The sequence below is a fragment of the Parvularcula mediterranea genome (assembly GCF_013085255.1).
In the GTDB taxonomy this organism is placed as follows: domain Bacteria; phylum Pseudomonadota; class Alphaproteobacteria; order Caulobacterales; family Parvularculaceae; genus Parvularcula; species Parvularcula mediterranea.
The window spans coordinates 91462-105068 of sequence record NZ_JABFCX010000001.1 but is presented as its reverse complement, the minus strand read 5'-3'; the positions used below and the strand labels follow the sequence as shown (position 1 = coordinate 105068).

General features: G+C 61.4%; 12 protein-coding genes and 1 tRNA gene. 11 read left to right on the top strand and 2 right to left on the bottom strand.

Going from position 1 to position 13607, the window contains the following annotated elements; all coding sequences use genetic code 11:
• Window positions 1-146: 146 nt before the first annotated feature.
• Window positions 147-1664: a sensor histidine kinase gene (locus tag HK107_RS00440; RefSeq protein WP_173195718.1), complete on the top strand. Its 1518-nt coding sequence runs from the start codon at window positions 147-149 to the stop codon at window positions 1662-1664.
• Window positions 1615-2031, top strand: a complete 417-nt coding sequence (locus HK107_RS00435; RefSeq protein ID WP_173195716.1) for a response regulator — start codon at window positions 1615-1617, stop codon at window positions 2029-2031. Before HK107_RS00440 ends, HK107_RS00435 begins: the two co-directional genes overlap by 50 nt.
• A gap of 2 nt (window positions 2032-2033) precedes the next feature.
• On the opposite strand, the gene HK107_RS00430 is transcribed toward HK107_RS00435, so the two are convergent.
• Window positions 2034-3176, bottom strand: coding sequence for a hypothetical protein (locus tag HK107_RS00430; RefSeq protein ID WP_173195714.1), 1143 nt, complete (start codon window positions 3174-3176; stop codon window positions 2034-2036).
• Between the two features lie 3 nt (window positions 3177-3179).
• Window positions 3180-4562 (bottom strand): argininosuccinate lyase, encoded by a 1383-nt coding sequence (gene argH, locus HK107_RS00425; protein ID WP_173195712.1) that lies wholly within the window; start codon window positions 4560-4562, stop codon window positions 3180-3182.
• A 121-nt stretch (window positions 4563-4683) separates the two neighbouring features.
• On the opposite strand from argH, the gene HK107_RS00420 reads away from it, so the two are divergent.
• From HK107_RS00420 to HK107_RS00380, 9 genes are all read left to right on the top strand, one after another.
• Window positions 4684-5733, top strand: coding sequence for a hypothetical protein (locus HK107_RS00420; RefSeq protein ID WP_173195709.1), 1050 nt, complete (start codon window positions 4684-4686; stop codon window positions 5731-5733).
• 120 nt (window positions 5734-5853) lie between these two features.
• Entirely contained in the window at window positions 5854-6849 is a 996-nt protein-coding gene (locus tag HK107_RS00415) for an N-acetylornithine carbamoyltransferase (protein WP_173195707.1), read from the top strand.
• Window positions 6846-8054, top strand: a complete 1209-nt coding sequence (locus tag HK107_RS00410; protein WP_198912248.1) for an argininosuccinate synthase domain-containing protein — start codon at window positions 6846-6848, stop codon at window positions 8052-8054. Before HK107_RS00415 ends, HK107_RS00410 begins: the two co-directional genes overlap by 4 nt.
• Window positions 8047-9105: an acetylornithine deacetylase gene (locus HK107_RS00405; protein WP_173195705.1), complete on the top strand. Its 1059-nt coding sequence runs from the start codon at window positions 8047-8049 to the stop codon at window positions 9103-9105. The genes HK107_RS00410 and HK107_RS00405 overlap by 8 nt, the downstream gene beginning before the upstream one ends.
• Window positions 9098-10408 carry an acetylglutamate kinase gene (locus tag HK107_RS00400; protein WP_173195703.1) on the top strand — a complete coding sequence of 437 codons (1311 nt, stop codon included), beginning with the start codon at window positions 9098-9100 and terminating at the stop codon, window positions 10406-10408. The genes HK107_RS00405 and HK107_RS00400 overlap by 8 nt, the downstream gene beginning before the upstream one ends.
• Window positions 10405-11346: an N-acetyl-gamma-glutamyl-phosphate reductase gene (argC, locus tag HK107_RS00395; RefSeq protein ID WP_173195701.1), complete on the top strand. Its 942-nt coding sequence runs from the start codon at window positions 10405-10407 to the stop codon at window positions 11344-11346. The genes HK107_RS00400 and argC overlap by 4 nt, the downstream gene beginning before the upstream one ends.
• A 59-nt stretch (window positions 11347-11405) precedes the next feature.
• Window positions 11406-11481 (top strand) — tRNA-Phe (locus tag HK107_RS00390).
• A gap of 121 nt (window positions 11482-11602) precedes the next feature.
• Window positions 11603-12340 (top strand): RHS repeat-associated core domain-containing protein, encoded by a 738-nt coding sequence (locus HK107_RS00385; RefSeq protein ID WP_173195699.1) that lies wholly within the window; start codon window positions 11603-11605, stop codon window positions 12338-12340.
• 29 nt (window positions 12341-12369) lie between these two features.
• The gene (locus HK107_RS00380) at window positions 12370-12819 is read left to right on the top strand and encodes a hypothetical protein (protein ID WP_173195697.1); all 450 of its coding nucleotides are present in this window, start codon (window positions 12370-12372) and stop codon (window positions 12817-12819) included.
• Window positions 12820-13607 lie beyond the last annotated feature (788 nt).

Here is a 13607-nt window from a genome sequence, read left to right as displayed (position 1 = left end):
GCAACCTCACGGGAAAGTTCCATGGTTAATCGAGACCGGCAAGGCTATGAATTGGTTCTGAAAGTCGGATCGGCTGTCAAGAACGGGTGGTGAAACAACGGCCTGCAGAGGGCGGTTAACCCCTCATACACCAAATCGTGAAGCGTGTGGCACGCCAGTTGCGCTACAGGATCACCCTGACCGGGAGGGGGATCTCAAGGCTCATGGCGCTGTCGCAGGACTATCTCGAGGAGGAGTTCGCCAAGCTGCTTTCGCAGCCGGGTGCCCTGCCGTTCCTCGACAAGGCTGCGTTTGACGGGCTGTGGTTCATGGATCTGGAGAAGCCGGGGCGCGAGTGGGTGTCGCCGGGGTTCTGGCGCGCGCTCGGCTATGCGCAGGTGCCAGCGGACCAGCGGCCCCAGGACTGGCGCAGCCTGATCCTCGAGGCCGACCGTGAGATGGTCTTCGAGAACATGCGCCGGCATTGCGAAAACGCTGGCCACGCCTTTGACCAGATCATCCGCTTTAAGGGTGCACAGAACAATACCGTGACGGTGCGCGCACGGGGCATGGCGATCCGCGAGGGCGGTAAGCCTGTCAGGATGCTCGGTGCCCATACGATCGTCCACGACACACGGGCCCATGAGCTTGACCGTCAGCTTTCGGAGCTTATCGAGCTCTCTGGCGATGCGGTCTTTGCCTGGTCTCTGAAGCGAGGCATCCGCCGTTGGAACCGCGGTGCGGTGAGCCTCTTTGGCGTCTCAAGCCAGACAGCGGCCGGGGCGGATCCCAACAAGCTGACGAGCGCGCGCTACCCCAATGGCTGGGATGAAGTGGCTGAAGCGCTCGATGCTGGCGAGCAATGGTCAGGTGAGGTGGAGCGGCGTCGCGCCGACGGATCGACGATCCATACATCGGCCCGGCTGTCGCCTATTCAGATTTCCTCAGACGACGTCCTTATTCTTGAGATCAACCGGGACATCACGGCAGAGCACAAGGCGAACGAGCGCCTGAGGCTCCTCAACCGTGAGCTCAATCACCGGGTGAAGAACCTCTTTGCCATTGTGCAGGGGCTGGTCTCTGTCAGCGGCCGTGGCGAGAGCGACCCTGCGGTCGTGACGGACAAGATCCAGGCGCGGATTGCGGCTCTGGCTGCCGCGCACATGATCTCGATCGAGGAAGAAGACATTCGTGCCGTTTCCTTCAGGCAAGTGATGGAGGCGGTGCTCGCACCCTATGAGCAGCGTAAGGATCAGTTGACCCTGCGTGGTCTCGAAGCGAAGCTTCCGCGCCGGGCCGTGACGCCTGTCGGCATGATCTTCCACGAACTTGCGACCAACGCTGTGAAGTACGGAGCATGGTCAGAGCCCGATGGCCATTTGTCGGTCAGCTGGATGGCTGGCGATCTTGGTCAGGGCACGAATGATATCAACATTGTCTGGACTGAGCGGTTCACGAGAAGCGGTGATGCTGCGCCCAGCGCGCCTCCCGGTCTCGGCCTGCCGTTGATCCAGCAATCGGCAAGACAGCTCGATGGGGAGCTGACGCGGACCTGGTCCGCGCAGGGGATGGAAACGGTACTGACCTTCTCGCTCGATGAGAAAGTGGGCGGTACACGGACAAGGAGCGCAAGCCTTGGCAAGGGACTCAAACCCGCAGGAAACCGGCCCAGCGATCTCAACTGAGGACGCTGAGAAGAAGCTGGCGGGAAAGACGATCCTCGTGATCGAAGACGAAGCCTTCGTTGCTATCGCTATCTGTGATTCTTTCGCCGATGCCGGCGCCAATGTGATCGGGCCGATCGCGACCCTCGACGAGGCTGTAGAGCATGCAGGCGGCGAGGGCATTGACGGGGCGGTCGTGGATATCGACCTTGCCGGGCTCGACGTCTTTCCGGCTGCGGACATTCTCAAGCGCCGGGGAATCCCGTTCCTGTTCCAGACCGGCCACGGGACGAGGGCCGAGCTGCAAGCCGATTATCCCGACGTACCGGTTTGCAAAAAGCCGGTGCCCCGCGGCGAGCTTTTGAAAGCGATGGCCGCGATCCTCTGACCTCAGACGAAGGCGCGCATCCGCTCGAGCCAGCGCAGCGACGGTCCGAAGCGATGGCCGACGGGGCTTTCGCCGTTAAGGACGAGGTTGGCGGCCGCGACGAGGCGGGCGTGGCGGGCGGCGATTTTTGCTTTGCGGCGACGCTGGATGGCACGCCTCGCGAGAAGGCCAGGGCCGGCTATCAGCATGGGCGGAATGCAGGATCCGACGACGAGAGCGATGTAACGGAGGTTTTCTCCGAGAGACTCTTCCTCGTCCGCGGTCTCCATTGGAAAGAGTAGCAACAAAGCAGCGAGGGCCCCTAACCAGAGCAGCTGCGCCATCAGGCCGCCACCCTCAAACTTCTCTCGCGGTGCCAGCAGGGACGGCGCGTTCGGTGCCATGACGGCGCGGAGTGTATGAGAGAACGGACCGAAGACCCGCGGATATCCCTTTTTCCTCGAGGGAAGCAAACCACCTGAGCTGGTCGGCTTCCGGGGCGAGTCTAAGCGCTCCAGAGCGTGACTGACGCGAAAATTACGATCGAAAACGGCGTCCGCGATGGTATCGTACTGCCTCGCGGTGAAGGAGCGGGTTCGTCCTTGGGAGAGTATGCTCTTTGTGCGGAACTCAAGGTCATCACGCGCGATCTTTTTATTCGTGAGGGCTTCTCTGATTGGCTTAGCAATGAGCTGCGCAAGGCCAAAGAGGGCTAGGAGCATCGGCAGCATAACCCAGACGAACAGGTCCTCTGCAATCCACTCAGGGAGCGGGAAGTCTTGTCGCTCTAGCCAGCGCGTGATGAGAAAAGCGAGACCTGCTGCGATGGCCCATGGGATAAGTTGACCGCCCACGGCATATGCGATCTCAAACCGGTTTTGCGCGTCACTGTGGCTGTCTTGCGGCCCATCCTCTACCTCACGGACGGTGCTGCGGCACAGCTCTTCTCGCAGCTCATGTACACTGACGAAATAGCCGAAATCCGGCATCCCATCTGGGAATGGCGGCGTTACGAGGAAGCCGTCATGGGTGGCGGTCACGGCCTGAGCGAAGCTGTAGTCAGCCAGCCGGAAGGTGAGAGTCACATTCTCCGTCCGGCTGAAGCCGTCGTCGAGCCAGTCGAGGATTTCGTCCTGCTCTTCGGTGATCTCCGGGCCTCGGCGCATGGGTCAGCCTAGCGCCTTTGTCCAACGATCCGCCTGCTGACGGGTAAAGGCTGGGCCTCCGTAGGAGAGCTTGCCTTGGACCGAAGCCTCAGGGGTGAGGCCAGCGAGGCGGTCCCTGGTGAGGAGGGGGGAGATGGCTTGCGCCTCCGCTTCCGGGGCTTCTGACAGGGTACAGCCTTTTTCCTCGCACAAGGCCACGAGGGCGCCGACAATGTGGTGGGCGTCCCTGAAGGGGATGCCGTCCTTGGCGAGGCTGTCGGCGAGGTCGGTGGCGGTGGCGTAGCCTGCGTTCGCATCCTCGGCCATGCGGGCCCTGTTGATTGTCATCTCACGGACCATTCCGGCGGTGATGAGGAGGGTGGCTTCGAGCTGGTCCAGCGCCTCCATCGTGACGGGTTTAGTCTCCTGCATGTCCTTGGCGTAGGCGAGGGCGAGGCCCTTGGTCTGGAGCGTCAGGGCGTTGAAGGCGCCGGTGAGCCGTCCGACCTTGGCGCGGATCAGCTCGGCGGCGTCGGGGTTCCTCTTTTGCGGCATGATCGAGGAGCCGGTGGAGAAACTCTCCGAACACTGCCAATAGGAGAAGGGCGCGGAAGAGAAGAGCACGACTTCCTCCGCATACCGCGAAAGGGTGACGCCGCAGATGGAGGCCGCGCCGACGGCCTCGAGGCAGAAGTCCCGGGCGGACGCCGCATCGAGACTGTTCGCCATCGGACGATCGAAGCCGAGCTCCTTCGCCGTCATGTCCCGGTCGATGGGGTGGGGCGTGCCGCCAAGGGCCGCTGCGCCGAGGGGGCTCTCGTTGAGGTGTTCGCGCGCCGAGAGGAGGCGCTTCCGGTCGCGCTCCAGCATCTCGACATAGGCGAGGCAGTGGTGGGCATAGGTCACTGGCTGGGCGATCTGGAGGTGGGTGAAGCCGGGCATCAGGGCGTCGTGGCCGCTCTCCGCCTGATGAAGGAAGGCGCGCTGACACTCCCTGACAGCTTCGGCGCAGCGGTCGAGGGACGCGCGGACCCAGAGCCTCAGGTCTGTCGCCACCTGGTCATTGCGCGACCGCCCGGTGTGGAGCTTGCCCGCAGCCTTAGGCGCGATCTCGCGCAGGCGCGCCTCGACATTCATGTGGACGTCTTCGAGGGCTTCGGACCACCCGAAGGTGCCTGCCTCGATTTCGGAGGCAACCTGATCGAGACCGGAGAGGAGGGCGTCGCGTTCCGCTTCCGAAATGATCCCCTGCGCAGCAAGCATTCGAGCGTGCGCCTTGGAGCCCTGAATATCCTCGCGCCAGAGCTTGATGTCGGCATCGAGCGAATGGCCAAAGCGCTGGAACGCCTCGGCAGGCCCGCCCGCAAAACGCCCGCCCCAAAGCGGGTTCCTGGTGTCGTCGGTCATGGTGATCCCCACTGATGCCAGATGGTTAGGGCGCATGGGGCGGGGGCGTCCAGAGGGAGGGTGCTGGACCTCTGCGCCGGGTCGGGTAGGGTTCTTCGGTATCGCCCCGAAGGGACACTCGATGAAACGCCTCGCTCTTCTTTCGCCGCTGCTGCTTGTGGCTTGTGACCAGCTCCTTCCGGAGGCGGAGGAGCCTCAGGAGCAAGTTCAGCTTTCGGAAGTTCGCTACAAAGTCAGCGAGCTCAGGGGCGATGAGTTGAACGCGATGCTCGCGGGCACGTCGGACGATGGCTTGCGGGTTGTCTTCGCGAGCCCGGCTGAGGGCGCTGCGGTTCTGACGGCGGAGGATGAGTACACCGCCGAGGTGCAGGCGCGTGAGGCGGGGATCCGGGCGCAGGATGCGAGCGTGACGACCTTCCAAGGCTACGCGCCGCTCTACGAAGAGGACGTCCAGGAGTGGACGGACGAGGAGAAGGACGCCCTGCGCGAGGCGGTGGCGGCGCATCAGGATGTGCTGGACCTGCTCGACGGGCTGCTGCCTGACCCGGTGCTTTTGGTGAAGACGGGCTCGGTCGTGGAGGGCGGTTTGCCCCATACCCGGGCCAACGCCATCATTTTCGCTGGCGGAACGATCCCGTCTGGTGATGGGCTTCAGTCCCTCTACCTGCATGAGCTGCACCATGTGCTGAGCCGCGCGAACACGGATGTCCACGACGCCTATTATGGCCTCATCGGTTACCGGCCTTGCGAGGTGGAGGAGCCTGAGGGCCTGCGTGCTGTGCGGCTCTCGAACCCCGATGCGCCGGTCTATGACCATTATGTGCCGGTGGATATCGTCGGCGCGGATGGGGTGCTGCCCTATCTTTATGCCACCCGCGACTATGATGGCGAAGGGGTGCTCGGCAACTATTTCGGCCTTGGGCTGCTGCCGGTTTCGGTGGAGAACGGCACCTGTTCGACGGTGGTTGAGGGGCCGGAGGGCCTGATCCCTCCGCAGGATGTTCCTGAGTTTCTTCAGACGCTTGGCGGGAATACGGGCTACATCATCCACCCCGAAGAGACGGCTTCGGACAATTTCGTCTTCTGGGCGATGGAGCGCGAAGGTCTTCCGACCCCTGATCTTCCCAAGAAGATCGGTGCCTTCTGGGAGGCCCAGGCGGCAGGCGAGTAAGCCTCTCCGTCAGGTCAGATATTCTCAGGGGGCGGCGCGGTGAAACTTCGCACCGCCCCCTTTTCGCATGCGCAGCAATGAGCAAAGGTTCCTTCTCTAAATTAAGGAGGACCCTTTGCCGTGCGGCACTTTCTGACGACCGAAGACTGGACCAAACAGGAGATCGAAGCGCTTCTTGAGGATGCGCGCGCCCTGAAGGCTGCGCCGCAGTCCGGCCGTCTCCGAGGAAAGCGTTGCGCGCTCCTGTTTTTCAATCCGTCGCTCAGGACACGGACGAGCTTCCAGGTAGGGATCGCCGATCTTGGCGGCACGTCCGTGGTGCTCGATGCGGCGGGGACGTGGCCCTTGGAGGTCGAGCCCGGCGCAATCATGGACGGCGAGGCGGAGGAGCATGTGGCCGAAGCTGCGCGGGTCCTCTCGACCTATGTGGACCTCATCGCCATCCGCGCCTTTCCGAAGTTCGAGGACTGGAGCCGCGAGCGGGAGGATCCGATCCTCGCAGGCTTCGTGAAGCACGCGACCGTGCCGATCATTAATATGGAGACGATCGTTCATCCGTGTCAGGAGCTTGCCATGTTGATGGCGCTTCAGGCGCGGCATGGCGATCTTGCAGGCAAGAACCTGACGCTGACCTGGACCTATCATCCCAAGCCTTTGAATACGGCCGTGGCCAATTCGGCGCTGCTGGCGGCGACGAAGATGGGGATGAATGTGACGCTTCTCTGTCCGTCAGCTGAGTATATGCTCGATGAGAAGTTTATGGAAGCGGGTCGCGGGCTTGCGGCCGCCGAGGGCGCGAGCGTTCGCGTGAGCCATGATATCGAGGACGCCTATCGCGGTGCGGACGCTGTCTATGCGAAAAGCTGGGGGCGGCTCGACCAGATTGGCCTTCCGATGGAAGAACGTCTGACGTCGGACGATTTGCGACGATTTATCGTGGATGAAGACAAGATGGCGCTGACCAATATCGCTACCTTCAGCCACTGCCTGCCCATGCGCCGGAATGTCAAGGCGACTGATGCGGTTGTCGACGGGCCGAACTCTCTCATCATCGATGAGGCGGAAAACCGCCTCCATGTCCAGAAGGCGGTGCTCTCTGCACTGATCGGATCATGAAGCATTGTGTTCTCGCCTTTTCAGGTGGTCTTGATACGTCCTATTGCGTCCTGAAGCTCCGTGATGAGGGCTATCGGGTCACCACCTACTACGTCCATTCGGGTGCCGCGGACCCTGAGGCCGAGGCGAAGATCGCCGCGCGCGCTGAGGAGCTAGGTGCCGACGATCATATCACTGAGGATGCCTCGGAGGAGCTGTGGTCAGTCATCGTGGTGCCGTTTCTGGCAGGCGGTGCGCGGCGTCAGGGACGCTATCCTGTTCTTTGTGCGGACCGTTCAATCATCGCCAAGCGCGGCGTGGCGCTGGCAGACCGCGTCGGCGCTGATGTTATTGCCCATGGTTGCACGGGGATGGGCAATGACCAAGTGCGGTTTGAGACCGAGCTGCGTGCCTTCTCCGAACGCCCCATCCTCGCGCCGATCCGGGACATTCAGGACAAGGAGAATGTCCGCGCCTATGAGGAGGAGTATCTGCGCTCCCGCGGGTTTGATGTGCCCGAGCGCGCTAGCCTGTTCTCGGTGAATGAGAACCTTCTGGGTGCGACGCTTTCCGGCGGGGCGATTGACCGGTGGGAGGTGCCTTCAGAAGAGGCCCGGGTCTTCACCGGGGGCGCCGATGAGCTTGCGCCGGGGGAGAAGGAGAAGCTGACCGTTCGGTTCGAGAAGGGCGTCCCGGTGGCGCTCTTGTCGGACGGTGAAGCCGTCTCGACGTCCGGACCGGAGATCATGCGCCTGCTGAATGAGAAGGCGGGGCGTTATGGCATAGGCTATGACATCTACACGGGCGATACGCTTGTCGGCCTTAAAGGCAGGATTGTCTTCGAGGCGCCTGCCCTGGCGGTCCTTGAAGAGGCGCATACGTCGCTTTGCGAGGCTGTGAGCTCCCGTGCGCAGAACGGGTTCCGCCGAAAGGTTGGCGAGGCGTGGTGCGACCTGATCTATGACGGCTTCACCGCAGACGCATTGCGCGATGACCTTGAGGCTTACCTGGCCTCATCGCGGGCGCGCACGACGGGTGAAGTGGACGTCGAGCTTCGCGCAGGTGCGGCGCAGGCTGTGGCCGTGCGGACGGACAACATTCCTGAGCTGAAGGGTGCGGTCTATGCCCAGAAGGCGGCATGGTCCGGGGGTGCGGCTCAAGGGTTCACGGAGCTGTTCGGGCAGGCGACTGTGCTACATGCAAGGGCAGGGTCGTCCGATGGCTGAGGAACTTGAAGCGATCCTCGGCTATCTCGCTCCGCTGATTGCTGCTGATACCCAAAACCCTCCCCGCGCGATTGACGGGGAGCATCCCTTGCTGGCCTCGATCAGGCAAAGCCTTCCCGGTTTTGACATCTTCGTCGAGGATCTCGGTGAGGGTTGTCTCATCATCGAGGCCATCCGAGGACAGACGGATCTTGTCTTCAACGTCCACATGGATACCGTTCCGGTCGCTCCGGGGTGGAGCCATCATCCGCACACCCTGACGCGCGGTGATGACCGGGCGTTTGGGCTTGGCACTTGCGATACCAAAGGGGCGGCGGCCATTCTCTTCGCGCTGGCGGCGCGGACGGATGCGCCGATGCATCTTCTTCTGACAACGGATGAAGAGGCAGGTCAGAGCCGCTGCATCCGGAGCTATCTCGAGCGAGAGAGGGAGCATCGCTGCGCTATCGTGGCGGAGCCGACGGACGGCCTTGCGAGGCTCAGTAACCGGGGGCTGGTTTCCGCGCGCATGTCCTTCCGTGGACAAAGCGGTCATGCCTCGGTCGCTGGCGGCAGGAGCGCCGTCCATGATGCTGCACGGCTTATCTCGACTGCGCTTGAGCAGCCTTGGGCGGAGGAGAACCGGCTCAACTTCGGTAGGATTGAAGGGGGGCAAAAGCCCAATATGATCGCTGCTGAGGCCGTGCTTCTCTTTGGGTTCAGGAGCCTTCCCGGCACGGATCATTCTGAGCTGCTGGAGAGCCTCGCCGGGATCGTGCCGGATGCCGATCTGGCTCCTCGCTTCGTGGGGCCGGCTCTGCCTTCTGATGCGGACGGCCATTCCGCGAAGGCTCAAGAACATGCCCTGCAGCTTGCGGAGGAATGGGGCCTCGCAACGGGTGAGCCGGTGGATTTCTGGACCGAGGCCTCTCTCTTCTCTGAGGCGGGCACTCCTGCGATCGTTCTCGGCGCTGGGTCCATCAAGCAAGCCCACGCACCCGATGAGTTCGTTACCTATGAGCAGCTACTGACGGTATCGTCTCTCTACGAACGGATTATCAGTCATGGGTGAGATGAGCTTCAGGGAACGGGCGAGCCTCCTTCTCGCTGGGCTTGAGGAGGGGCGCGAGGTGCGCGCCTATCTCAAGCAATTCAGTCGGCAGGCTGAGGGATGCTTCGCTGTGATCAAGGTTGGCGGCGCAGTGATGGAGCGCGATCTTGATCCTCTCGCCGATGCGCTGGCGTTGTTGCAGTTCCTCGAGTTGCCGCCGCTGGTGATCTTCGGCGCTGGGCCGCAGCTCGACAAGGATCTCGAGGCTGCAGGTATCCCCCACGAGCGACGTGATGGCCTGCGCGTGACGCCTGAGGAAGCCATGTCAATCGTCGGCGCACGGACGAGCCGAATGGCGATAGCGCTTTCCGACGCCCTGAGGCGTCGCGGTGCAGCGTCGGTCACGGTGCAGGGCGCGGCCGTCAAGGCACGGGCCATCGACACAGAGCGCTATGGCGCGGTCGGGGAGGTGACCTCCATCGATGCGGAGCTCCTGACGCAGATCCTGTCCACCGGTTCGATCCCACTCCTCCCCTGTGTCCACGCGGATGATCGGGGAAGGCTCCTGAACCTCAACGCCGACGGACTCGCCAATGCGGCTGCCGAGGCCCTCCGTCCCCAGAAGATCGTCTTCGTGACAGGGACGGGTGGAGTTTTGGGTGAGGACGGATCGATCATCAACTCGATCAACCTCGCAGAGGAGGGCGAGGAGCTGTTCTCGTCTCCCTGGCTGGAAGGCGGCATGCGGCATAAGATGGAGGAGGTTCGCGACCTCTTAGAGAGGCTGCCGCTTGCGTCCTCCGTATCGATCGTCAGTGCTCAGGGTCTAGTGCGGGAGCTGTTCACCCATAAGGGATCCGGGACGTTGATCCGCCGTGGCGAGGCGATTGCCCGGTACTCTCATGCCTCGCGCGATGCTTTCACCAAGCTCATCGAGAGCGCTTTTGGTCGTCAGCTTAAAGAGGAATATTGGGAAGCGCTCGACCCGCTCTTCTCCCTCATGTCGGAGCATAAGCGGGCCTGCGCTATCGTCACGCGAGGGTCCTCCGTGCCCGTTCTCGACAAGTTCGCTGTCGCGTCATCTGCACAAGGCGAAGGGCTGGCGAAGTCGCTTTGGGAGAAGCTGCAGGCGGAAGCGCCTCGGCTTGTCTGGCGTTCACGCTCGGGGAACCTGTTCAACGGCTTCTATAGTAGCGTCGCGGATGGTTTCGTGCGGCGCGGCCCCTGGCTTGTGTTCTGGACCGGTGATGGGCTTGAGGGGGAGATCCATCAGCTTGCTGATGAGCTCTTCATACGGCCTGGTGATTTCGTAGGTGACTTATGATCCGTGTCGGTCTTATCGGCGCAAGAGGCTATGTTGGGCGGGAGCTGATCGCTGCCCTTGATGAAGACAGCGACGTCGAGCTCGTGTTTGCGAGTTCGCGTGCGATGGCAGGGAAGAGGCTTTCAGCCATGCCCCAGCTTGCTGGCCTCACCCGGTTTGGCGCGCTTGAGGCAGAGGAGCTCGGTCCTGAAGAGGCCGCCGCGCGAGAGGCTGATGCGGTGATCCTGGGGCTTCCGAATGGGTTGGCTAAGCCCTACGTCGATGCCATCGGGCGGCGGAACCCTGAATGCTGCATCGTCGATCTTAGTGCGGACTATCGGCATCAAGAGGGGTGGGTTTACGGCGCTCCTGAGCTCAATGAGACGACCATCCGCAATGCCCGTAGGATTGCCAATCCCGGCTGCTACGCCACGGCAGCCAACCTTGCGCTCCTGCCGCTCCGTGGGCTGACGGAAGGACCCGTGCAGGTCTTCGGTGTTTCGGGCTTTTCGGGTGCGGGGACGACCCCCGGTCCGCGTAATGATCCTGAACGGCTGGAGGCGAACATTATCCCCTACGGCTTCGGTGGGCATGGGCATGAGGGGGAGATCGCCGGGGCGACGGGCCTCGAAGTGGTGTTCGCGCCCCATGTTGGTGGCTTCTTCCGGGGCCTCATGGTGACGGTTATGGCGCGGCTCTCTGCGCCTGCCACGGGGGAGGCGATGCGGAAGCGGTTCGAGGGGTTCTATCGCGATGCGCCGCTTGTGTCGGTGGGTTCGGACCTGCCCGATCTCAAGGATGCGGCGGGGCAGGATGGCTGCCTGATTGGCGGCTTTGCGCTTTCTCATGGCGGGCGACAGCTCACCTTTTCCTCGGCGCTCGACAACCTCCGCAAGGGTGCAGCGACCCAGGCGATGGAGAATCTGCGCCTCGCCTTCGGCTTTGGGGAGAATGGTTGAGTTAACGACCGATTCTTCGCTGGACAGCACAAATCCGAGGCGTTAGACGCTCCTTTCCTGCCCTGGTAGCTCAGTTGGTAGAGCAGCGGATTGAAAATCCGCGTGTCGGTGGTTCGAATCCGCCCCAGGGCACCATTTGCCATGTTGTTCACGAATGCGCTCTGCCGAGGTTTGGCGGTCCGTTTTCTTGTGCTGATGCCTTCTATTCATCTGCTGATCGGCACACTGAAGAGCGGTTGCGTGGCGTCCCGGGACGATGGGCGCGCATCCTTGCTATAGAGTCGCCTCGCCCTTCGGTGAGGAGTGGGTCGAGAGCGGTGACCTGACGAAGCTCACGGACCAGCCGGGCTTTACGGGGCACGTCAAGGACACCTCCACGGGCCTCACCTCTATGCAGGCGCGGTACCATGACCCCGTGATCGGAAGGTTCCTCTCCACGGACCCGGTGCAGTTCTCTCCGGCTAGGACGTACATGTTTAGCCGGTATGCGTACGCCGCTAATGATCCGGTGAACTTGTTCGATCCGGATGGGCGCAATCCGATTGCGCTGGCGGCATGTGCTGGGCCGCAAGCGGCTGCATGCGCAGCCGTTGGTGCTGCGGTGGTGGCGTGTGTGGCTTTTTGCGATGATGCGGCGAGAGGCATCTCGAATGCGATCTCTGCGATTCGTGATGCCGCCAATGACAACTATCCTCCCCTTGGTGAAGGCGAGGTCTCCATAGGGGAGAACGGAGATATCGTCGGAATCGGTGGCGAAGGCTCGGTAGTCATTGACGAAGACGGCAACATTGTCGGAGTCAGGGATGAAAACGGAAAAGTCGGTCCCCTTGGAACGGGCACTGAACAACCTGATATCGATGGAGAGCGAAACCGACAGGAGGCTAGTGACAAGCTGTCCACCCAAGGAGACCCCAAAAATAACACTGTTGCTGGTGCTCTTGGCCAAGCTTTAGGAGAATTAGATGAAGGTGCGCCTGGTCCTGACCCAGACTGAAACCGATAGACGGAAGAATCTTGAACTGTATGTCTGAATTACGCGACGAATATTTAGATGCTATAACCTTTGCTGAAGAAATAGCTGAATATCGAGATTTCCGCGATCTGTTAAAGCGAACAGAGAATTACGAAGCTGATAATGTGGGTATAAAACTTAGCTCGAAGGCAGGTATCATTATTCGTTTATCGCGGATTTTTGCATACTCTAAGAACAAAGACTTTTCTCGCATCTTCGGACTTTTGCCGTCCACGGTATCCGCGATGCGGGAGGCGTTATTTTCACCCGCGGATACGGCTGTGATGATTATGTTTTTGAGGCGAGTTTCCTCTAAAGACCAAAGACTAGCGACTGCTTTAGGCGACCTCGGCCTCAGGAAAGGAACAGTTGACATTGCCCCTCTAATGGTCAGCAGGGAAGTGCGACAAGTCTTTTCCCGCTTCGACCCTGGGATAGCTCAACTGTTTTCCATCAAATGAAGTAAGTCTGTTCAAAGCCTGGCCTCGGATGTGCAGAGAGGACAACCTGACCCTTTATCCTTATCGCACCTGACGTACGTTTTTTTAGGAGTGCCTTCCAATTGCTGGGTCATCTGGCGAGGGGTGCTTGGAGCTGTCGGAAGAACGCGCCGATGCGACGCTATTCGCCTGTTGCTTAAAGCTGATTAGACCTCCGTGCGGACCCTGATCGCGAGATATTCTTGGTCCCCGCTCTGCACAGCGAAGTAATCCGCCCACCCCATAGAAAAAGGCCCCGCTGTTTCCAGCGGGGCCTTCTCTTCCGGGCTTTGCCCTTCTCCCTAGATCACGAGAACTGGTTCATCGTGTTGTCTTTGCCGCCAGCCTTGAGGGCTGCGTCGCCGGCGAAGTACTCCTTGTGGTCGTCGCCCGTGTCAGAGCCGGCCATGTTCTGGTGCTTGACGCAGGCGATCTGCTGGCGAAGATCCTTACGCTGATTGCTAGTCTCCTGCTAATGGACGGAGTCCTCCGCGGCTGAGTCGTCCTAGACTGTGCTACACCGAGGGCGCGTCGCGCCGGGTAAGTGTCCTCCTACTCGCGGAAGGTGGGGGTGCAAATGAGGGTGTGCATTTTCTCCTGGACACTTAACGCATTGCAGATCAGCGAGTTAGCCATCGATTTTGAATCCGCCCCAGGCACCATTTGCCATGTTACTCACGAGTGCGCTCTGCCGAGGTTTGGCGGTCCGTTTTCTTGTGCTGATGCCTTCTATTCATCTGCTGATCGGCACACTGAAGAGCGGTTGCGTG